The organism is Fibrivirga algicola (assembly GCF_011742925.1).
GTDB classification, from domain to species: domain Bacteria; phylum Bacteroidota; class Bacteroidia; order Cytophagales; family Spirosomataceae; genus Fibrella; species Fibrella algicola.
On record NZ_WAEL01000003.1, the window covers coordinates 162,482 to 186,029 of the forward strand.

Below are 23,548 nucleotides of genomic sequence, written 5' to 3' on the forward strand. Positions count from 1 at the left end.
GAATTAACCTGCAATAGTCATACAACGTGGTAGTTGACCCGCTTGTTCGTCCGGTTTCTTACACAGAAACCTGGCAGCTAATTGGGTTTCCCTATTGGCCAAGCTATGCATTCAACCAGCTGTAATCAGTCTATTATTTATATTTTTTCTAAATAATCACGATGCTTATTTGGATACAATATAAACAAGGCCTAGGTTTGCAGCGCACTTTCTGATCTACTCAACGATGTTACTGACTTTACGCTACTTGTGGCCCTAATGGGTCCCTACCCAGCCAGCTGATTCAACGCAGCTTTCTTAACTACCTACCGCCACTCACAGGCCCTGCAGCACGCTGGCACATTGCCAACATCTGTCCTCATGATTAGCCAGCCCTTGAGGCCCGTGGCTACACTCGATTAGTTTTAACAATACAATCTGAATGAACCGTTTATTGACTTTATCGCTCCTGCTCGTCAGCTTTTGTTCTATTGCACAGAACGCATCCGTAAAAGGGCGTATTACTACCTCTGATGGCCAACCCGCCGAGTTTGTCAACGTTGTTATAAAGGGCACCAGCAAAGGCGTCATTGCCGATGCCGACGGCAATTACCAGCTACTGAATCTGAAGGCGGGTAGCTACACTATACAGGCCAGTTTTGTGGGGCTGAAAGCTGAAAACAAGCAGGTTGTCCTGGAGGATGCCCAGACCCTTACACTTGATTTTGCGTTAGAAGCCAATGCCAAACAACTTCAGGAGGTGTTGGTAACCGCCAACCCCAGCAAGTATGTGACAGACTATCCGTCGATCTCCCTACGCCTGAAAACGCCTCTGCTCGAAGTACCCCAGAACATACAGGTTGTTACGGCTCAGACAATCAAAGACCAGCAGATTTTTGATATGTCGGAGGGGGTAATCCGTAACGTAAGTGGGGCTACCAAATCAGAACACTGGGAGACATACACCCGCATTGTGATGCGTGGTTCGCGGATTTCTGCTTTCCGGAATGGCATGAATGTGCAGGAAACCTGGGGGCCGCTCACCGAAGACATGAGCATGGTAGAGCGGATCGAGTTTGTCAAAGGCCCGGCCGGCTTTATGCTGGCGAGTGGTGAGCCAAGTGGCTTCTACAACGTGGTTACGAAGAAGCCGACTGGTATCACCAAAGCAGAAGTTGGCATGACAGTGGGCAGTTTCGGGACGTACCGCAATACGCTGGACCTGGACGGCAAACTGAGCAATGACGGGAAATTGCAGTACCGCCTCAACCTGATGGGGCAATTGAAAGGCTCGCACCGCGATTTCGAATACACGAACAGGGTGTCGGTTGCACCGGTGATCAAGTACCAGATTAATCCAAGAACATCCCTCACAGCTGAGTACACGTACCAGTACGTCAACATGTCGCCCATTGGCTCCAACTACGTTTTCTCGCCGAATCGGTTAGGCGATCTGCCGTACGATTTCTCGATTCTGGAAGGCAATATGAAGCCCAATATCGTGAAAGACCAATCGCTCTTTGTGACGCTCTCACACAGCATCGACGATAACTGGAAACTAACCGGTCAGCTTGCCTACCTGCATTATGATCAGTTGGGTTCTAGTCTCTGGGCGTCTGGTTTCCGGGGTGACACCCTGCAACGGACCATATCGAGTTGGGATATTTTAGGCATGACCAAAGTAGGCCAGTTTTTCGTGAACGGTGATGTACAGACCGGCTTCGCAAAACACCGCATTCTGGCGGGCATCGACATGGGTGATAAAGATTATTACCATGACTTTGCTCAGGGCGGACCCATCAACGGCAGCGTCGGATTCAATGTCTACAATCCTGTATATGGCAACGTACCTGGGAGTGCTTACCCTAAGTATGACCGTAGTCTGGACATACGGGAGCGGGCCGTTCATTACAACAACGCCTACTCGGCCATCTATGTACAGGATGAGATCAGGCTGTTCAACGAGAAACTTCGCCTGACGCTGGCGGGCCGGTACACGACCACTAACGACGAAGACCCGTATGCTGGTGCTGTAAAAGCTGACAAGTTTACGCCCCGGCTGGGTTTGAGCTACTCACTGGCCAGAAATACGAGTCTGTACCTGGTGTATGATCAGGCCTTTGTGCCACAGGCTGGAGCAAGCTTTAGCGGCCGTAAATTTGACCCGATCACGGGCGACAACAAGGAAATTGGCTTGAAGCGGGAATGGTTCGATGGCCGCTGGATGACGTCGGTGGCGGCCTATCGCATTACCAAAAACAACGTGCTGACGCCTGATCCCCAAAATCAGTTTTTCTCTATTCAGTTAGGCCAAACTCAAACGCAGGGTGTTGAATTCGATATTCGCGGGCAGATTTTTCCCGGCCTTGACGTAACAATGAACTATGCGCTAACAGACGGCAAAGTAACCCGCGACACGGAGAACCAGCAAGTAAACAAACAGCTGCCCGGCACCGACAGGCACATTGCCAATGCGTGGTTGAGCTACCGGGTGCAGTCGGGTAAAGCAACGGGACTGGGCGTTTCGTTCGGGGTTCAGCGGGCGACTGGTCGTACGGCCTGGTATGGCCAGTATGACCGGGCTCTTGATGCTACCATGCCGGATTATACCCGCTTTGATGGAGCCGTCTCGTACCAGTTTGGCAAGTTTGGGGTGGCGCTCAACGTTAATAACCTGTTCAATGCCAGTCTGCTTTCTGGTGCCTATTACTCATTCAGCAATTTTTATTATTGGCAGTCAGAAGCCATGCGAAATGCTCGTTTAGGTATCAATTACAGATTCTAAGGACTATGACGGGTAAAAAGATCATCCGACAGCTTCACCTCTGGTTTGGGTTAGCCTCTGGTATTGTGGTGTTCATTATTAGCATCACGGGCTGTCTGTATGCCTTCCAGGAAGAAATCCAGAACGCAACACAACCCTTCAGGTACGTTGCCGCCCGACAAGCCGCTTTTTTGCCACCGTCGAAGCTGCAGGCTATTGCCACGGCCCAATTGCCTGGTAAGCACCTACACGCCGTGATGTATTCGGGGCCTGAAAAAGCGGCGCAGGCTATTTTCTTCCAGTTCGACCCGTCCTATTACTTTCTGGTGTACTTGAACCCTTATACTGGTGAGGTGCTGAAGGTGAAGAACATGGATGAGGATTTCTTCCGGATCGTGCTTGATGGTCATTTTTACCTCTGGCTCCCACCCGCCATTGGCCAGCCCGTTGTTGCCTATACCACCCTGGTCTTTCTGTTTATGCTCATGTCCGGCATCGTGTTGTGGTGGCCCAAAAACAAGGCGGCCGCGAAACAGCGGTTCTGGATCAAGTGGCGGGAAGGCCTTAAGTGGAAACGCAAAAACTATGACCTGCACAACGTTATCGGATTCTATTCGTCGTGGGTCGTTATTATTCTGGCGCTGACGGGGCTGGTGTGGGGCTTCGAGTGGTTCTCCAAATCGGTGCACACACTGGCGGGCGGCACCAAATCGACCATATTTACAGAGGCCGTTTCGGCGCATCCACAGCAGCCCATTGCCACCAACCAGGCGCCCGCCATTGACCGGATCTGGCACCGGATGCAGACCGAGAATCCGGCGGCAAAATCGATTGAGGTACACGTACCTGACACCGACACGGCCTCGATTGCGGTGAATATAAACTCGGAAGAAGGTACGCTCTGGAAAATCGATTACCGGTATTTCGATCAGTACACGCTGGCCGAGTTGCCGGTGAATCATATCTACGGCCGATTTCGGGAAGCCCAGTTGGCCGACAAGCTGCTGCGCATGAATTACGACATCCACGTGGGCGCTATCCTGGGGTTACCCGGTAAAGTGATCGCGTTCTGCTTCAGCCTGATGGCCGCCAGCCTGCCCGTCACCGGTTTTCTGATCTGGCTGGGTCGACGAAAAAAAACGAAAATGTACAAGATCGTTGCGCCAACAGTAACCGGGCCAATTCGAAACACATCGGTCAACCAGCCGACGCAATAAAATAAACCGGCTGCCTTTTACTCACTGCGCCCGAGCCAGTTGCATAGCTATTGCGCAACTAGCTCAGGCGCAGTGAGTAAAAGGCACTGAAATTCTGTTCCGTACACTGCGCCTGTCAGGCTTAATCAATCAAACAATGATCGGGTTAGCTGACCCACTCTGCAACGGATTCCCTCTTTTGGTACGGTACCGTGCAACAATGAGCATTAAGTCTGGTCATCCTCTTGCCCGTAGGCAATCCGTATAGGTTATTACCTGATTATTAAGTCGGCCGGCGTGCAGGGAGAAAGTCACGATGGTTAATCGTTTTTGGCTTTATTTGCTTTATGGTCGAAACGGGTTCAGCACAACGGGTCAATCGCTCCCTCGGCATCCGGGCTGAGGAAGGAAAAACCGTTCGGTTATTTTTCTCTCACAACTTCCTACTAGGTATTGGCACCGTTCTGGTCTACGTAGCGGCCAACGTACTGCTGCTCGAAAATCACCCCGAGGCCAGCCTGCCCATCGCCTATATCGCCTCGGGCATTGGCATGGCCGTAGTGGGTCGTATCTATGCTCATTTCGAACACCATCTCGCTCTCCAACAACTGGCTACGCGGGTGCTGTGGTCGGTCATTGTCCTGACGGCTGTTATTGCAGCCTTCGTCGTTTTTGGCCGTTCGGTAGGTGTTGCTATCACCATCATGGTTGGCTACCGCATCATTTACCTGCTCACCAATTTGGAGTTCTGGGCGGTGTCGGCCCTGGTGTTCGACGTGCGCCAAAGCAAACGCCTCTTCGGCGTTATCAGCTCGGGCGATATGCCTGCCAAAGCGCTCGGTGCCCTCCTGGCTGCGCTCATTCACGGGCACGGGCCGCTGGTTTGGCTGTTGCTGCTGGCATTCGGTTGCTACGGCGCTGCCCTGTTCATCACCAACCGAACCATTCAACTCCATAATATTGAGGCTACTACACGCCCCGTTCGCTCAAATCGACGCACAACACGTCCTTGGGTGGAGCAGTTATTTGGGGGAAGCGATCTGATTTCGGCGGTCTGTCTGACGCTGGTGCCAGTGGCAATGATTGCCGCTGGCATTGAGTACGAGTTCTTTATTAACGTAAAACATAAATTTCACGACCAGGGCAATGTGATGCAGGCACTGGGCAAGGTGCTGGGGGTAACGTACCTGCTGGCTATGGCCGTAAAAGCCCTGTTTTCGCGCCGGGTGCTCGATCAGTTCGGTATCATGCCCACCCTTGGCGGACTGCCGGTATTGGCGGCGGTTGGCTTTTCGGCCTACGGACTGATTGCCTGGCGCCCCTCCAGCGAAACGGCCCAACTTCTTTATTTCAGCCTGTTATACATCAGCTTTGAGGTGGTCAGGCGCGCTATTTTCGATCCGGTGCTGTTGGTTCTGTTTCAACCACTCCCCCCGCAGCAACGTCTGAAAGGGCATACGCTGGCTAAAGGTCTCTACGAACCAATGGGCATCGCCCTGGCGGGAATTGCCCTCTGGCTGGTTTACACAATTGGTGAATCATCATACCAATGGTTATTGCTGACTGGGTTTGTATTGAGTGTTTTACTATTCGTGTTTGTGCAACGTACCTACCGACACTACGTACATACACTTCAGGATGCTCTCAGCCGACGCTTCATTGCCCCCGACGAAGTAACGCTCCGGGGAACGGCCGCTACGTTTGTTGAGCACGCGCTGGACAGTACAAATCCCGTCGACGTAATCAACGCGTTGGACTTCGCCCATGCTTTACCCACCGACATTCTGCACCAACGGACAGAGTCGCTTCTCAGCCATCACGAAGCGGCAGTTCGCCAACGGGCCCTGAGCATAGCTGATCCGCTACACATGCCGTCGCTGATGATAATGCTGGGCAATCTAGCCCAGCATGACGCCGATGCCGGGGTACGTCAGGAAGCTGCCGAACAGCTTACCAGAACGGCATTGGGTAATGTATCGCTCATGCCAGCCCGCTCACTGGAGATTGCCCGTTTACTGCTAAGCACGGCCGATATGCCCGCCAGAAAAGGAGCTGTTATTGGCCACCTACGCATAGATAAGCAGAATAAAGCCGCGCAGAAGAGCTTGTATGACCTGGCGCTTTCTGCTAGTACGGAACAGCAGGTTGCCGCCCTCGACTGTTTGGCGGCCCTGAGTACAGCAGGCATGTTACTTCCTGGCCTAACCCCGTTTATAGCCAACAGTTTACGAGGAACTGATCCTGCTGTAATTGAAGCGGCACTGCAAGTGGCAGGAAGGCAGCCTGATCCATCACTCCACCATCAACTCGTCAATTTTCTCTCACACCGTCGTTATGGCCGAACGGCGATAATGAGCCTGACGGCGCTTGGCGATCAGGCATTACCCCTCCTGCCTTCACCGAGCGAGGTAACAGGGCAGCCATTATTGATCAAGCGTATCGCCAGCGTGGCCGGAAAAATAGCGACCGAGTCGGCACGTACCTGGCTACTCGACCAGCTTGCTGTGGTCACGCCCGGCCTGCGCAAGCCACTCCTCGATGCGTTGAATACGTATCCCCCTACAGACCGTGATAACGTGTTGTATGACCGTCTGCTAAGCGATGAACTGGCATTGGCTCACCGACTATTATACGGCAAATCAGAGGAACCTACCCCCTTACTGTCTGACTCACTGGACTATGAATTGACTGTAGTGGCCGATCGGATTTTATTGTTGCTGATGGGACTATACGATCGCGAAACCGTTCGAAATGTACGTCAGAGTCTAAGTCATCAAACCGCCGAACGCCGCGCTAATTCGCTCGAGTTACTGGAGAACATGACTGGCGCAAAAACGTCGGGCAGCCATTCCCGGGCCATTTATGCGGGGTTGCTGGCCCTTTCCGACACAGCGCTTTCTCTTCCCGACCGATTGGCGCTTCTCAGCCCCCATGTAGAAACGTCGGTATACGGGCAATCCATTCAAGCCTACATCTGCCAACAGCGTAACGCCACATTTACCGACTGGACAGTTCAACTCTGCACCTCGCCCACCGACCTGCCTTCAGACCCAGATTTTTCACCGGCTATGCATCATCAATCCACCACAGCCTCTACATCGACCATTGAGCGGGTATTTCTGTTGAAAAGTACCAGCCTCTTTGCCGATACGCCTGCCAACGTACTGGGCAGCATTGCCCCAATCATGAAGGAAGTACCATTTACCGACGGCCAGGAAATTGTGCGCAAAGGCGAGCTGGGTACCAGCCTGTTTATCATATTCGATGGTCGGGTGGGAATTTACGATGGGCAGCAGGCACTCGCTGAGATGAGCAAAGGGGATGTATTTGGCGAGCTGGCACTGCTTGATGCAGAACCCCGGTCAGCTACCGTTATTGCTCACGGAGATGTGCTGCTGCTCCGGATTGATCAGGATGATTTCTACGACCTGATGGAAGAACGTGACGAGTTGCTACGGAACATCATTCGCCTCTTGAGCCGCCGCATCCGCACCCTGAACCAGGGGCTCAGTAAAGAATGATTAACACCAGACTAGCCAACTAACAAAACCAGTCTGCCTAAGCTGATTAGCCGCTCGGAAACCAGCCATCACAAGTAATTATACTTATTTGTGTGAACGGTATATTATCGCGCTCTTCAACGATGTAATTCCAATTATTAGTATGTATTTTTGCTGATACTCCAATTATTAATACTCTGATCTTATATACTCTTCGTATCCATGAATAAGCAGTGATTTCGTAACCACGATCTATATGACCTCGCAACAAACGACCGGTTGCCTGTACAATTCAATCTCGCTCGACTTACCAACGCTTACCGTTATAATACCCGTTTATAACGAGATACATACCATTAGGGCCCTGATTGATCAGGTGCTTCAAACACCATCGGTAAACGAGATTCTGATCGTAGATGACTGTTCTACCGACGGAACCCGCGAATGGCTGATGAGCGCCGACTTACCCGACCACGTGCGGGTTTTTATGCACGATCAGAACAGAGGCAAAGGAATGGCTATTCGAACGGCCATTCACAAAGCAACCCAGGAGTATACCATCATACAGGATGCCGATCTGGAGTATAACCCTGCTGATTACACCCTGCTACTTCAGGTAGCGCACTTCCAGAATACCCCGGTCGTGTACGGTTCACGCTTCATGAACCCACATAACCGCCACTCACACCAGCGGTTCTATTGGGGTGGCCGGTCGGTTACGCTTGTCACCAATGTTCTCTTTCGGCAGCGCCTGACCGACGAGCCAACCTGCTACAAATTATTCAAAACGTCTTTCCTGAAGCGTATTCCACTCAACTGCGAGCGGTTTGAATTTTGTCCTGAAGTAACAGCTAAAGTAGCTATGTCAGGAATCAAGATCATGGAAGTTCCCATCCGGTATATGCCCCGCAAATTATCGGAAGGAAAGAAGATCGGTTTTATCGATGGACTGGAGGCTATATACACCCTGGTTCGCTATCGATTTACACCTTTCCGCCTGGCCAGTCTCTAGTTAGTTTATGCGCTTCTGGTATATCATCGCTGGTATTCTTGCCCTGAGTCTGGGATTGTATCTGGCAACGAATGGCCTGACACACCCCATCTACAACGACGAGGTGCATTTTTGGAATGCGTCGATGCTATTTGCCTATACAGGCTGGCCCACGAGCACGTTGCTGTTTTCATATGGCGAACTGAATACGCCGCTGCCGTTCATGGTGTTTGGCTGGGTTGAGAATCTGTTTCACGGCAAAATTCCGGGTGGTCGACTGGTTAATTTGTGCTGTGGCATGGCCCTGCTTTTGCTCATTGCGTATACTGGACGGCAACGACCACGACTGGCCGGTTTAGCCGTTTTAGGGTTAGTTATGAACCCCTATTTGTACGTCACCTCACTTTGCCTATACACCGACTGCATTCCTATTTTGCTGGTCTTGTTAGGCCTTTTTGCTTACAGCCGGGGCTGGTACGGACCCATGGCGCTGGCTTTTAGCCTTGCCATCTGCGGTCGTCAGTTTATGGTTGTCTTTCCGGCAGGTATCCTGATCTGGGAAGGGATGGCCGGTTTGCGAACCGTACTGCGAACCCGCCGCCTGCCCTCGACAGGCGTGCTCTGGTTATTGGGAGCCAACGTATTGGCTTGCTGTACGCTACTAGCCTGGCGCTTATTTTGGGGTGACTGGGCTCAGCCCTTCGAGGTAGCCAACCAGAGTATTGCCACAAAGAAGTGGCATCCAGAGTTTGGCTTCTACGCACTGGCCTGCATTGGCCTCTATTTCGCTTTACCAATCGAACTCCTGCAGCTAGTAGCTAAACCACTGCGCAAACATATTCCAGCAGCTTTACCGTTGCGTACACTGCTGATGATGACAGGTGCCGTTGCCGTTCTGTATAGCCTGTTCAGCATTGTACCGGGTCGGGATGTGATCGACATGGGGCCACTCGAACGAGTGTTAAATCGGTTGCTGGGCAGCAACAGCTACGCTCAGCCCATAAAGCAAGTTGTTTATGCGGCTTTGACACTCGTTGCCCTTCGGCGGTTTAAACTAAACAGCCTGCAAGGCATCTGGCTGCTACTCCAGGTGGTGCTCTGGGCCAAATCGCATGTTGGCTGGGATAAATACACCTACCCGCTCGTAGTAGCCTACTGGTTCATGCTAGTCTTGCCGGTACGCGATAAAGCTTCTGAAGAAACTAACCAACGCCAGACCGAGGCGCTGTTGGCAGCTTAGTAACGGCGCCGAATGTGGTCTGTAAGCACTTCATAAAGACGGGCCACATCGGGGCGGGGGCGTAAGTACGCCAGATGATTTTCGATCACCTGCGTATCATGCCGGCGGGCGGGGCCGGTTTGTACGTTGGCCGGATGGTCGGCGTCGAGGGCTTTGCGCACCGTTTCGCGGATTAGTGGTTTCAACAGGTCGAATTCAAGGTCTTCTTCGTCGGTGACATCTTTAGCCAGCGCCATCAGGTGGTTGGTAAAGTTACAGGCCAGCACCGCTGCCACGTGTAACGATCGCCGCTCGGCTGAATTGACCAGATACACAATCGTGCTCATCTCCTGCCCCATCGTTACTAACTGGGTCTGCGTGTCGAGATTATCCGCTTCAATGCAGAGTGGAATCTGCTCAAAATCGAGCAGGGCGCGCCCCCGCGAGAAAGTCTGAAGTGGATAGAACACCCCCGTTTTTACAGGCACATCGCTATAAACGCTCATCAGCTTCTGCAGCTTTTCCAGCGACAGGCCACCCGACGTGTGGACAAGTGTAGCATTTTCGGGTAATACCAGCCGGGCACACACGTCGTCGAGGGCATTATCGGGCACAGCTAGAACAAATAACTGCGATGGGTTGTCGGCTAGATTCAGGTCTGAGATGGGACGGGCATCATACAGCATGCTGGCCAATTGTCGGGCGTGCGTCAGTTGCCGGCTATAAACCGCCAGAATATGATGGCCTGCATTTTCCAGAGCGGGGGCCAGATGCCAGGCCACATTTCCTGCGCCGATAACGGTGATGGTCATAAGTAACGAGTTTCAGGGTCCAGGTTTTGGGTAGCTGATGCGAGAGTATTATGGTGGGGCCGCTTAAGACCGCGCGGCGGCCGCCTTAAACTTGGAACTTGAAACGGTCAAATCCAAACCTTACCCACTGCCAACGCGTATATTTGGGTAGACATTTCCGCCCTATGCATCTCCCCGCTTTCGTACGCCCCGTTGGCCTTGCCCTCTTTCTGATCGGCTTCGCTGTTTTTATCTACGTGCTTACACTCGGCCAGTTTCAGCTGACCGACAACGTATTAAAACAAACGCTGAAGCCAGCGCACCAAACGGTGTTGCAGCCCCGACTAGCCCCGCTTGTTGGCAAAACGTACACCAGCAATCTTCAGTTTATCAGCGATGTACGCGGAGTGATCACTACGTACAATAACGAGCAGGAAGCGAAACAGAACTGGAAGGCCGTGATTTACGACGACTACCTGTTCGACCTCACCAAGCGAAGTACGGCCGGTGGCCCGGCTGATCAGGGCATCTGGTTCTGGCTTAGCATCGGGCTGGCAGCGCTGGGTACGTTGCTGTATGCATTGCCCCGCCTTAACGATAAACCCGGCATACGGAACAACGGTATTATGCGTCACCCCGCCACCCACCGTGGCTGGATCGGCATCATCGTGGGTACGTTCCTGATCGGGTTCTACATCCTGCTCTACTTTTACCCCGAATACCTCACCAACTGGACGGCCCTGGTCGATCCCTTTAGCCGCGTTCTCAACGGAGGGCCCGCCAGCAAATGGTTTCTCTACGGTTTTCTGTATACGGTGGCTGTAGTGGTCATGGGCGTCAGAATGCTGATCAAGTACCGCCACAGCCGGTACCAGCAGTACCGCACCTGGTCGGTCATGGCGTTTCAGCTCTTTTTTGCCTTTCTTATTCCTGAAGTGATGAGCCTGCTGAACGCGCCTTATCAGGACCTGAAAAGCATCTGGCCCCTCGATTATGACTTCTTCTTCGACTACGAGATCAACGCGAAATTACAGGCAGGCACGTTGGGGATTTTCATGTTTGTCTGGGGCACGGCCCTGTCAACGGTAGGCGTCCCGACGATCACGTACTTTGTCGGTAAGCGATGGTACTGTTCGTGGGTTTGCGGTTGTGGCGGGCTGGCCGAAACGCTCGGTGACCCGTATCGTCACCTGTCGGACAAGTCGCTGAAGTCCTGGAAAATTGAGCGCGTACTGGTGCATTCAGTACTGGTTTTCGCGGTTGTGATGACGTTGCTGGTACTCTACAGCTACTTCACCGGTCAGAGCACTCTTTTCGGCTTCATCGATTCATACAGCGTTCGTAAAGCGTATGGTTTTCTGATCGGCTCCATCTTTGCCGGGGTTATTGGCACGGGTTTTTATCCGCTGATGGGTAACCGCGTGTGGTGCCGGTTTGGCTGCCCACTGGCAGCATATCTAGGTATGGTTCAACGATTTAAATCGCGGTTCCGGATCACGACAAACGGCGGACAATGCATCTCCTGCGGCAACTGCTCGACCTACTGCGAAATGGGCATCGACGTGCGGGCCTACGCCCAAAAAGGGCAAGACATCGTGCGGTCATCCTGCGTTGGTTGCGGTATCTGCTCGGCCGTCTGCCCACGCGGTGTACTGAACCTGGAGAACGGCCCGGTAAATACGCGAAAGATTTGAGGAAGTTAATTTCACGGCCTGTTAACGTATTAGCTGACTGAAATCTTCGGGCCGTTAGCTAACCTTTTTTCGTTGTCTTCGGTTGGGGTATTGTGCCCTTTTCGGGTACGTACCAACCTATGTCATCCCACAATCGTATTCTGTACTGGTTCCGCAACGATCTGCGGTTACACGATAATCCTGGTTTCACGGCGGCCTGTAATGAGGCACTTCAGGTGTTACCCGTCTACATCTTAGACCCCAAACAGTTTCGGGATATTCCCAGGCTTGGCATCAGAAAAACAGGCATTTTCCGCGCCAGTTTCCTGCTCGAATGCATTGCCGATTTGCGTGCGTCACTTCGGGCGCGTGGGGCCGATCTGATTATTCGGGTGGGCGACCCGGCACGGATTCTGGCCGATATGGCCGAGGAGATTGATGCTACGGCCGTTTATGCGAGCAAAGAGGTAACGGTGGAGGAAACAGACGTTGAATCTGCTTTGTCGAAACGGCTTAAACCTCTCAACATTGACATTGAATTATTCTGGGGTAGCACGCTCTATCACATCCGGGACCTGCCGTTCGGTATTGCCAAGCTCCCTGACGTGTTTACTCAGTTTCGAAACAGCGTAGAGAAAAAAACGCAGGTACGTGACCTCGATCCAGCCCCTGATCAGGTACGTATGCCCGGCGATATCGACGCGGGTGAGTTGCCTTCTCTGTCAAAATTAGGTTACACCGAAGCGCTACAGACCGATGTACGCGCCGCAGTGCCGTTCAGAGGCGGTGAGACGATAGCCCTCGACCGGCTTAACCACTATTTGTGGGCGAGTGATCGGATACGTACCTACAAAGAAACACGCAACGGAATGCTGGGCGAAGCCTATTCCAGTAAGTTTTCGGCCTGGCTGGCCCACGGTTGTTTGTCGCCCCGGCTGGTTTACCACGAAGTGAAACGGTATGAGCGTGAACGCGTTGCCAATGACTCGACCTACTGGCTAATTTTTGAGCTGATCTGGCGCGATTTCTTCCGGTTTGTTGCTCTACGTTTTGGCTCACGCTTGTTTAAACCAAGCGGCATCAAGCACGACTTACAGAAGAAGTGGGTACATGACCTGGACCTGTTTCAGCGGTGGGCGTCCGGCAACACGGGTATTCCATTCATCGATGCCAACATGCGCGAGCTGAACGCCACGGGCTTTATGAGCAATCGGGGGCGGCAAAACGTGGGCAGTTTCCTGGTGAAAGACCTCGGCATTGACTGGACCTGGGGCGCAGCTTACTTTGAGAGTCTGCTCGTCGATTATGACCCGTGCAGCAACTGGGGCAATTGGAACTACGTAGCCGGCGTAGGCAACGACCCGCGGGAAGACCGATATTTTAACATTTACAGTCAGGCTACCCGCTATGACGAGCAGGGTGATTTTGTAAAACACTGGCTTCCTGAACTCAGTAACGTACCTGCCAACAAGGTTCATTTGGTATCGCAGCTTGACAGCCAGCAACTGACCAGCTACGGTGTTACGCTGGGCAGCACCTACCCGCTTCCCGTACTAAATCCATCTAAGTGGCTAAAAAGGTAGACCAGAAAGGCTTCTATTCATTTTTAGCAATCTAAAAAGGTAAAATAGAATGCAGGCGGCTCATTGTCACTATTCATTCAATTTTGTCTATTTAAAAGTAGGTTTTAGCTTTTTAAAATTATTTTTTTCCCGTACCGTCAATATGTGAAATCCAAAGTTCTTCCATAATCGTATACCCTAAGCTTTTCCGAACAACCGGATGGGCTTAACCGATTCTTATTTCTACGATTATGGAAGAACTTAACACATTACCCGAGTCGCCGGCCCGCGTTGACGGTGTGGGTCGTCGGTCGTTCCTACGTTATGTGGGTGGAGCCGCAGTAGTAGGTGGGATCCTGTCATCCTGCACACCAGACAGCGAGGTAGCCGTATCAACTACGCCTGAGTATAATCTCAACAAGTATGCCCGGCAAATGAGCAATGGCATAACTGTAGATTTGGGAACTGGCGAAGTGGCCATCCTAAACTATGCCTACGCGCTGGAGCAACTCGAGGCAGCTTATTACGAAATGCTGCTGGCTAACCCTTATCCAGAAATGACCGCCATGGAGCGCGCTATGTTTACCGACATCCGCGATCATGAAGTGGTTCACCGCCAGTTCTTCAAAGCTGCCCTTGGCTCAGCTGCCATCCCCGGTCTGACTCCTAACTTCAGTGGCATTAACTTCCGTCAGCGGTCGGTAGCCATCGACGTAGCCCGTCAGTTCGAAGATGTTGGTGTAACCGCCTACAATGGTGCCGGTAAATACCTGAAAACGGCGAACTACCTGCTTACTGCCGGTAAAATCGTATCGGTAGAAGCCCGTCACGCTGCCTTGCTGAGCGAGTTACAATTCCCATTCTCAAGCTCATTCGCGGGTGATACCCCCGTTGATGGTCAGGGTCTGGAGCGTTCGCGTGAACCAGGTGCTGTGTTGGCGATTGTGGCTCCATTTGTTCAGGAGACCATCACCTTCACACTGGCTTAATTAATCTTTTCATCGAAAAACAGAAACTCAGCAATGAATCTGCAAAATATTCTCAACGAGCTGGAGTCCGTCGATGGCGAGGTTTTCGACCGTCTGGCCCATGTATCACGCCGTAACATGTTCAGCATGTGGGCAAACAAAGCGGCAAAAGTAGCAGCTGCTGCTCCCGTAGTAATGGCCTCGGCCCTCTCTAACGCATACGGTCAGTCAGGTCTGCCAGCAGGTGTAGTGGATGTGCTCAACTTCGCCCTGACCCTTGAGTACCTGGAAGCAGAATTTTATGTTCGTGGTACCGAAACTAGCGGCCTGATTCCAAGCCAGTACATGGAGATCTTCCGCCAGATCCGGAAGCACGAAGAAGCACACGTTCGTCTGTTGCGTTCAGTTCTGGGCTCTCAGGCAGTAGCCAAGCCTACATTCGATTTCACCGGCAAGGGCTTCTTCCCAACGGTATTCTCGAATTTCCAAACGTACGCCGCCCTATCGCAAGCATTTGAAGATACAGGTGTACGCGCCTACAAAGGTCAGGCAGGTAACCTGATTCCGGCTCCTGCCATTCTGGAAGTAGCCCTGAACATCCACTCAGTAGAAGCACGCCATGCCGCTCGGGTTCGGGCGTTGCGCGGCTTCAAAGGCTGGATTACCAATTCTGATTCAAGCGGCCTGCCAGCAGCTATTTATGCGGGCGAAAGCTACACCAACCAACTTGGTGTAGAACTAACCAGCGTATCAGGCAAGTCGGTTGAAGCGGTTACCGAATCATTCGACGAGCCACTGAGCAAAGCCGACGTATTGGCTATTGCCAGTCAGTTTATTGCTTAGTCGGACTGGTCCGATTTTTTGTGAAGGTGGCAAAACGCCCGGCAGCTACTAGCTTTGCCGGGCGTTTGTCTATCACGACATTTGTGTCACGATGCGTATCAGTGTTATCATACCTGCCTTCAATGAAGCAACGTCGATTGCGGCGGTAGTAAGCGATGTGTTTGCCTACGCCAACCAACAAGTGGCTGAGGTGCTGGTTGTTGACGGCGGTAGCAGCGACACCACCGTTGAGTGCGCATGTCGGGCTGGTGCTACTGTCATAACATCACCCAGGCCAGGCCGTGCGGCCCAGATGAATTTTGGCGTTCAATACGCAACGGGCGACATACTCTATTTTGTACATGCCGATGTACGGCTACACCCCGACTTCACTACTGACATTGCCCAAGCAATATCCGACGGGTTTGAGGCGGGTCGCTACCGATTCCGGTTCGATTCAGACAGCATCATGCTGCGCGTAAATAGCTATGGCACCCGATTTGGCGGGCTCATGAGCCGGGGTGGCGACCAAACGCTGTTCATTACGCGAGCCCTGTTCGACCGCCTGCATGGGTTCGATGAGCACTATGTCATCATGGAAGATTTTGACATAATTCGCCGCATTGAACAACAGGCCCGCTTTGCCGTCATCCCCAAAAACGTGGTTGTGTCGGCCCGTAAATACGAGGCCAATTCCTGGTTGCGGGTGCAACTGGCCAACCTGGCTGCGGTTGTTCTTTTTGCCTGCCATGTGCAACCCACCCGTATTGCACGTACCTACCGCACCTTCCTGAAATAATCTGTTTTTGCCTGTCTACCGTTTTGCCACACTACCTGGCAGAGACTCAAGGCGTTTCCGTCCCTGCGAATTAGTCAGTTCAACCGCTTTCACCTGCGGACCGAGAAGCAGTGTCCGGGCCGACTGCGACAGAAACGAACTACCATAGCTAAGCTCTACCTTTTGTTGTTTTCCATCAGCGAAACGCACTACAGCCGACACATCAGTTGGTCGAAGACGTACCTGCCTGGCGGGTTTACTGTTACGGAATACGCATAGCCGCCCTCGATTTTGAGTTGCTACCAGTAACTCGGCACCCCGGCTGTCGGTGAGTTGCGCCAGTCCTTTCGCGTTTCCGGGTACGTAGAAACCGCTGGTTGCCATAGATTGAGCGCTAAAGTGGCCTTTGCCATCGCCCCGAAGCATCAGTCCGTTCAGGGCGTCATACCGTCCGGCTAGTACTTCGCCGCCATAGTCGTTGCCAACCAGCACCACATCCAGATTTCCGTCACGATCTACATCATCGGCGACCATCCCGAAGACAGGCGCAAGTTGAGCCTGTACAGGCAGTGCATGAACCGCAAACGTACCGTTGCCTTTATTCTCGACATAAGCTGATTCCAGGTAGTTAGCTTCCAGCACCATGGCCTGCTGCCGTTCTTCGGGCGTGAGCAGTTTATCAATAGAAGCCGTGGCAAAATCCTTGTAGTAGGGAAACCGCCGCCGCATCACAATCATCTGCTTGATCAGGTCTTCACGACCATGAAACGAGTACTCTTGCCGTCGGCCCTCCGCATCAGGGATAAAAATGGTAGGTATGGCGTCGTAAAAGCCATTGTTGTCGAAGTCACCGGCATACACGCGTACCGGCTCCTGCTTGCTGGCCCGCATTCGAGCGTTACGCCCCAGGTTACCAGCCACATAGTCGATATCGCCGTCGCGATCGAAGTCACCGGCCACCAGTGAGTTCCACCACCCCACTGCACCAGCCAGTTGAGTATCGGCGGCTTTCTTCGTCAATTTACCCGCTTCGTTGGTCAGCAAGGTCAAGGGCATCCATTCGCCAGCCAGCATCAGGTCGAGATCGCCATCGTTATCGGGGTCGGTCCAGAGGGCATCACAGACAAGGCCAATATCGTTTAGGGCCGGAGCCAATTGGGTCGTCACGTCGGTGAAGCGGGGCTGTCCGGGTTTGCTGTCATTGCGCAGCAACACACTCGATGTTGGCTTGGGGTACTGGTCAGGAATCACCCGTCCGCCAATAAACAGATCAAGGTCACCATCGCGGTCGAAGTCGGCGGCTTTCACGCACGACTTGCTGATCATGTTGATGGGTAACGTACCTGTTGTTCGGGTGAACTGACCTTTTCCATCGTTCACATATAGCCGATCCTGATAAACGGGTGTATTCGCCTCCCCTTCACTGCCGCCGCTGGCAATATATAGGTCAAGGTCACCATCGCGATCCGCATCGAACAGCAGCGTACCCATATCTTCCTCAGCCTTGCCATTAGGCCCGTTTTCAGTAGGCAATAAGTCTTTTTCTGTAAAGGCACCAGTCGCTGTTTGCAGCAGAAAATGACCTTTTTGGGTACGGGATCCCCCTATGAACAGATCGTCGAGTCCATCTCCGTTGACATCTCCGACCGACACACCAGGGCTATACTGCGACAGTTTATGCGGCAGCAGTTTCTGCGTATTAAAATCGATGTACTCCGGTTCCTGATGCAGGTACGTTATGGCCAGCGAGTCGGTCACTTCGCTAAATAGTTGAGCAGGCTGGCTTGCAGGTGGCGAAACAGGCTCATTCGCGTTTCGGCTGTCAGCCAGCAGCACCTGATTGGCCTTCACATTCCGTAATGTCTGCTGCCGGGCCGGCTGTGTACCGATGGCTGGCCAGATAATACGTACCTCGTTGATGGTCTTCTCCTTACCCATCCCAAAATGAGCAATGGGTTCAACCGTCGACAAATAGCCTCGATATGGGCTATGTTCATACACCTGTTGCTGCTCGTTCTGCTTTCCATAGTGTAATTCCACAATAGCCCCAAGTCCCATTTTATTCTGTGCCGGGCCGGTAAACTTCACTCGTAGGTAATTGGCTTGCTCAGGCGTCCGTTCGTTGAGGTTGTTCCGGTACACAAAGGCTGAGTCATTGATATTATTGACCACATAATCGAGGTCACCGTCATTATCAAGATCACCGTAGGCCGCACCGTTCGAAAACGAGGGGACATCAATGCCCCAGTCTTTGGTGACATCGGAGAACGTAAGGTCACCATTATTTCGGAATGCGTAGTTGCTGATTTTTACCACCGGAATCTGAGCCAGCGTGAAATCTTTAGTCGCCACCTGCCCACTTTCAGCCCTGAACGTCATGAAATCGCGATCGGTCACATCTTTCGGGAAGCCATTGGTAATGAGCAGATCACGAAAGCCGTTGTTGTCAAAATCAACCACCATAGGTGCCCAGCTCCAGTCGGTTTCGGCTACGTCGGCCAGCAGGCTGATCTCACTAAAAGCTGGCGCCCCTGCGTTTGGCCGCATCCCCTGGTTGAGTTGTACCGTGTTACGAACAAACTGATAACTGTACCCGTACTGGTCATTATTCAGGTACGTCTGGTAGCTATTGGCCGCCAGCATCATCTTCTTCCGTACATTGTCGCGGGGCATCATATCCACCGCAATCACATCAACCAGACCGTCATTATTAATGTCGGTTACGTCGTTACCCATCGCCGTGTTGCTAGTATGCTTAAATGACTCGGCGGCCCGGTCAGTAAACGTACCATCGTGGTTGTTGATATACAGCAGGTCGTCGGAGAGGTAATCGTTGGTCACGTAGATATCTTTCCATCCGTCGCGATTTATATCCACGATATTTAGGCCAAGTCCATAGCCATCGTGGATAATGCCCGCCTGTGCCGACACGTTTGTGAACACCGGATGACCAAGTGTTGCATTAGGGTCGTTTCGATACAGCCGGTCAGTATTCAATGACGAACCATCATTTACCTTCGCCCGGTACACGTTCGGGTATTCGTCGATGCGGTCGGTGAGCAGGTACAGGTCGAGGTCCCCGTCGTTATCATAGTCGAAAAAAGCGGCGTGGGTCGTGTGACTATTGTCAGCAATACCATACTCGCTGGCCATCTCCCGAAACGCGGGTTTACCATTCGTTAACCCCTGATTTACATATAGCAGGTTTTCCCGCTGTTTGTCAGCCCTGCTCAGGGTGGCGCTGACGTATATATCCAGCCAACCATCATTGTTTATATCAATGATGGTTGCTCCCGAGCACCATTTCCCGCTGCCGGTAACGCCAGCCGCCTGCGTGATATCGTCAAATTTGAAATCACCCTTATTCAAGTACAGCCGGTTCGCTACCTGATTACCCGTAAAAAAAACATCGGGCAGGCTGTCGTTATTGAAATCGCCCAGGGCTACGCCACCACCATTGTAGAAGTATTCGATATCCAGAATACTCGCCGAATCAGATTCGGTGATTCGATTGGCGAACGTAATCCCTGTTTCCTCGGCCGGTAATGAGCTAAAGAGAGGGGTTGGCGACGACTGGCAAGCTACTAAGCAGCTTGTAAGTACTGCAAAAAAAAACGGCGTTAACCTTCGAAAAACCATGAGTATTTACACGAATTAACCAGACGAACTACTTAGCACATTTTTTACAATTCAGTTAAATTAGTTTAGGCATTACGTATTTATACAACGACAAAAATAAGTAATACGCAGGCAATTACTGAGTTGTTTTAATGCGTATAGTAATATAATGCAAAATAATATTTTTAAAGAAAAAATAATAAATTGAGATCAAAATTATTGTATAATAAACTGATTTACAACGGCTTATATTAATGCAATTTCCCTGTTTATATCGTAAATCACTTTTTAATGTCAGGAATAAGTTAAAAAGTATCAAAATATACTTTGAAAGATAGGTGTAGCATTTTACATTGATTCGTTTTCACAATTTAATTAACTCGACTAGATGAACACAAAGTTTTACGGAAACCTCCGGTATTTATTACTGGGGGCATTCATGTTGGTGTGGTGCATGAATGGTATAGCACAGGATCGGCGGATCACCGGTACGGTTACCAGTAATACGGAGCCGGTTCCGGGTGCTACAGTGGTTATTAAGGGTACAACAACAGGGACCAGCACAGATGCCAACGGAGCATTTAGCTTACCCCTGCGCGGTACAGCCGACGTGCTTACCGTGTCGGCAATTGGTTACAAATCTGTCGACGTAACGATTGGTACACGTACCAGCGTTACAGTTGAGTTGCAGGAAGAAGCCTCGACCCTGAACGAGGTAATCGTTACGGGTTATTCGACCGACAGCAAGCGAGACAACACGGGCTCGGTTTCAACGGTTAAAGCGCGGGATTTGGCGGCCGTTCCGTCAGCCAACGTTGAAACCCAGTTGCAGGGGCGCGTAGCCGGGGTAACAGTTATTGCCAGTGGTCAGCCAGGTGCCAATAACACCATCCGGGTACGTGGTTTTGGCGCCTTCGGTGGCAACCAGCCACTGTATGTTGTCGATGGCGTACCTACGGGGGGCATTGGCAACCTCAGCCCCGATGACATTGAAACAACGACAGTGTTGAAAGATGCTGCCGCTGCTTCGATTTATGGGGCACGGGCTGCCAACGGCGTTATTGTCGTGACCACGAAAAAAGGGCAGCGTAAGGCGCAACGACTAACCGTTTCGTACGATGGCCTGTATGGAGTAACAGACCCAGGAACGGCTCCAGCCATTCTTAATCCGCAGGAACAGGCAGACTGGACCTGGAACGCAGTTCGGAACCGGCTGCTGGCCAATGGTGAGACTATCGGGCCGAACAGCTTCACCGGCATTGCCAGTGGTCAGTACGGTCAGGGGCTAACGCCTGTTTTACCTGAATACATACAGGTTGGCAACCGGTTTGGCGTAACGGGTGGCGTTGATCTGGCCGCCGAACGTACCCGGTATAACATCGATCCATCGCTGGGTGGCATCTATCAGGTAACGCGGGCTAACCAAGCTGGTACAAACTGGTACAAAGCGATTACCCGCACGGCCCCACTGATGCGTCACACGCTGGGCTTCTCGGGCGGCAGCGAAAGCAGCCGTTACTACCTCAGCGTTAGTCAGCAAACACAGGCAGGTATTCTATTGAACAACAATTTCAGCCGGTATACCTTCCGCGCTAACTCCGAGTTCGACATCCTTAAAAACCGGAAACTGCGCTTTGGCGAAAACTTGCAGGCTACGTACATCGACAACTCAGGTCAGATCGGCGGTAATGCTGGACAGAACTTATCGCAGGAAGAAAGCGATATTCTTACCGCCTTCCGTATTGCGCCAATCATTCCGGTATATGACGTATTTGGTGGGTACGCCGGTACAGCAGCCAAAGGGTTCAATAACCCCGTAAACCCTGTAGCGGCTCGTGATGGCGCCCGGAACAACCGAAATTTCAACATCGGTTTCTTCGGTAATGCATACCTGGAGTATGACGTCATTCCAGACCTGACCGTTCGGAGTAGCATTGGCGGCTCACTGTCAAACTACTATAACAAAACGACTTCGCGTAACACCTACGAAAACGCAGAAGGTAACAACGGCGGTTTCCGGATCAACGAAGGTGCTGGCTATAACATCGCCTGGACATTCACGAACACGGCCCAGTACAAACGGCGGTTCGGTATCCACAACGTTGATGTGCTGGTAGGCCTGGAAGCCCTGAACACCGGTGCAGGTCGGAATCTAAGCGGAGTAGGCCTCAACCCATTCTCGACGGACCCAAACTATGCTAACATCACAACGTCTTCAGCCGCAGGCCGTCAGTCGAACAGTGATTTGTTTAGCGGCGTAAACTTCTACTCACAGTTTGGCCGGGTTAACTATAGCTTGCTCGACAAGTACATCTTCACCGGTGTGATTCGTCGTGATGGTTCTTCTCGGTTCGGTGCTTCTAACCGCTACGGGGTATTCCCGGCGCTGTCGGCAGCCTGGCGTTTGTCAGCCGAACCATTCATGAAGGACATTCCGTTTGTGACAGATTTGAAAGTACGCGGTGGATGGGGACAGATGGGTAACTCGAACAACGTGGACCCAAACAACCAGTACAGCCTGTATCAGTCAAACGTGGCTAACTCGTATGACATCAGTGGCGGTAACTCTGGTGTAGATCCAGGATTTTACCGGAGCCGGATTGGTAACCCGAATGCCAAATGGGAAACCAGCACGACAACCAACCTCGGTATTGATGGGTCATTCCTGAATGGCAAACTGGATATCATCTTCGACGTATGGCGGAAAGACACGAAGGATCTGCTCTTCCAGGTGCCTATTCCAGGCGTAATCGGACAGCGCGCAACGGCTCCGTCGGTAAACATTGCCAGCATGCGTAACCAGGGTATCGATATTCAGGTCATCACCCGGGGCAAAGTAGCTACCAGCGATGTTGGCTATGAATTGAACGTAACAGGTAGCCTTCTGAGTAACAAAATTCAGTCACTGGCCCCCGGTGTTCCTTACTTCGACGTAGCACCCGGCACAAACCGGCTATCACTCCCCGAAACCAGGAATGCACCAGGCCAGCCGCTGGCTTCGTTTTTCGGCTATCAGGTCATCGGCCTGTTCCAGACTAGAGAAGAGATCAACTCTGCACCTACGCAGGAAGGCGCAGGTCTTGGCCGCTTCCGCTATGCTGATGTCAACGGCGACGGTAAGATCGACAACAGTGACCGCACTTTCCTGGGTAGCCCAATCCCGAAATTTACCGGTGGTGTCAATCTCCGGGTAACGTATAAGGGCTTCGATGTGGCAACGTACCTGTACGCCTCACTTGGCAACAAGATCTTCAACATGTCGAAGTGGTTCACCGATTTCTATCCATCCTTTTCGGGAGCGGCGATCAGCGCCCGCGTGAAAGATTCATGGACCCCAACGAATACCAACACCATGCAGCCAATTTTTGAAGATGTGGCAAACCTGAGCACCAACAACGTACCTAACTCTTTCTACGTTGAGAACGGCTCTTACCTGCGGATGCAGAACATAACCTTGGGCTACACATTGCCGGCCGCTGTGGTGGGTAAACTGGGCTTAAGCCGCATCCGGTTGTCGTTGGCCGCTAACAACATCTTCACGGTAACAGGTTACAAAGGCCTCGATCCGGGTGTAGGTGGCGCAGCTGACCAGAACTTTGGCATCGATGTAGGGAACTACCCGATCACCCGCAGCTACAACGCCGGCCTGAGCATTGGTTTCTAATTTTTGTCGGCGCATAACCCGTT

13 protein-coding genes are annotated in these 23,548 nt (G+C 52.0%); 11 read left to right on the forward strand and 2 right to left on the reverse strand.

All coding sequences use genetic code 11. From position 1 onward, the window contains the following. The first annotated feature begins 421 nt into the window (after positions 1-421). From F7231_RS09255 to F7231_RS09275, 5 genes are all read left to right on the forward strand, one after another. Complete coding sequence (locus F7231_RS09255) at positions 422-2,764, forward strand: TonB-dependent receptor (RefSeq protein ID WP_085410783.1); 2,343 nt, start codon at positions 422-424, stop codon at positions 2,762-2,764. 5 nt (positions 2,765-2,769) lie between these two features. Continuing rightward, positions 2,770-3,960: a PepSY-associated TM helix domain-containing protein gene (locus F7231_RS09260; protein WP_085410784.1), complete on the forward strand. Its 1,191-nt coding sequence runs from the start codon at positions 2,770-2,772 to the stop codon at positions 3,958-3,960. A gap of 326 nt (positions 3,961-4,286) precedes the next feature. Beyond that, entirely contained in the window at positions 4,287-7,460 is a 3,174-nt protein-coding gene (locus tag F7231_RS09265) for a cyclic nucleotide-binding domain-containing protein (RefSeq protein WP_166691708.1), read from the forward strand. Between the two features lie 235 nt (positions 7,461-7,695). Continuing rightward, entirely contained in the window at positions 7,696-8,451 is a 756-nt protein-coding gene (locus F7231_RS09270) for a glycosyltransferase family 2 protein (protein WP_085410786.1), read from the forward strand. Positions 8,452-8,458: 7 nt separating this feature from the next. Beyond that, on the forward strand, positions 8,459-9,670 hold the full coding sequence (locus F7231_RS09275) for a glycosyltransferase family protein (protein ID WP_166691709.1): 1,212 nt from the start codon (positions 8,459-8,461) through the stop codon (positions 9,668-9,670). On the opposite strand, the gene F7231_RS09280 is transcribed toward F7231_RS09275, so the two are convergent. Then, on the reverse strand, positions 9,667-10,461 hold the full coding sequence (locus F7231_RS09280) for a Rossmann-like and DUF2520 domain-containing protein (protein ID WP_166691710.1): 795 nt from the start codon (positions 10,459-10,461) through the stop codon (positions 9,667-9,669). The genes F7231_RS09275 and F7231_RS09280 overlap by 4 nt on opposite strands. A 164-nt stretch (positions 10,462-10,625) precedes the next feature. On the opposite strand from F7231_RS09280, the gene F7231_RS09285 reads away from it, so the two are divergent. The 5 genes from F7231_RS09285 (at position 10,626) to F7231_RS09305 (ending at position 16,264) form a co-directional block, all read left to right on the forward strand. Further along, a complete protein-coding gene (locus F7231_RS09285) occupies positions 10,626-12,134 on the forward strand; it encodes a 4Fe-4S binding protein (RefSeq protein ID WP_166691711.1) in 1,509 nt (502 codons plus the stop codon). 119 nt (positions 12,135-12,253) lie between these two features. Further along, on the forward strand, positions 12,254-13,696 hold the full coding sequence (locus F7231_RS09290) for a DASH family cryptochrome (protein WP_166691712.1): 1,443 nt from the start codon (positions 12,254-12,256) through the stop codon (positions 13,694-13,696). A 230-nt stretch (positions 13,697-13,926) separates the two neighbouring features. After that, the gene (locus tag F7231_RS09295; RefSeq protein WP_085410792.1) at positions 13,927-14,664 is read left to right on the forward strand and encodes a ferritin-like domain-containing protein; all 738 of its coding nucleotides are present in this window, start codon (positions 13,927-13,929) and stop codon (positions 14,662-14,664) included. 33 nt (positions 14,665-14,697) lie between these two features. Further along, positions 14,698-15,486, forward strand: coding sequence for a ferritin-like domain-containing protein (locus tag F7231_RS09300; RefSeq protein WP_085410793.1), 789 nt, complete (start codon positions 14,698-14,700; stop codon positions 15,484-15,486). Positions 15,487-15,577: 91 nt separating this feature from the next. Beyond that, complete coding sequence (locus F7231_RS09305; RefSeq protein ID WP_166691713.1) at positions 15,578-16,264, forward strand: TIGR04283 family arsenosugar biosynthesis glycosyltransferase; 687 nt, start codon at positions 15,578-15,580, stop codon at positions 16,262-16,264. A 15-nt stretch (positions 16,265-16,279) separates the two neighbouring features. On the opposite strand, the gene F7231_RS09310 is transcribed toward F7231_RS09305, so the two are convergent. Continuing rightward, a complete protein-coding gene (locus tag F7231_RS09310) occupies positions 16,280-19,882 on the reverse strand; it encodes a VCBS repeat-containing protein (RefSeq protein ID WP_166691714.1) in 3,603 nt (1,200 codons plus the stop codon). A gap of 367 nt (positions 19,883-20,249) precedes the next feature. On the opposite strand from F7231_RS09310, the gene F7231_RS09315 reads away from it, so the two are divergent. Next, the gene (locus tag F7231_RS09315; RefSeq protein ID WP_085410796.1) at positions 20,250-23,525 is read left to right on the forward strand and encodes a SusC/RagA family TonB-linked outer membrane protein; all 3,276 of its coding nucleotides are present in this window, start codon (positions 20,250-20,252) and stop codon (positions 23,523-23,525) included. Positions 23,526-23,548 lie beyond the last annotated feature (23 nt).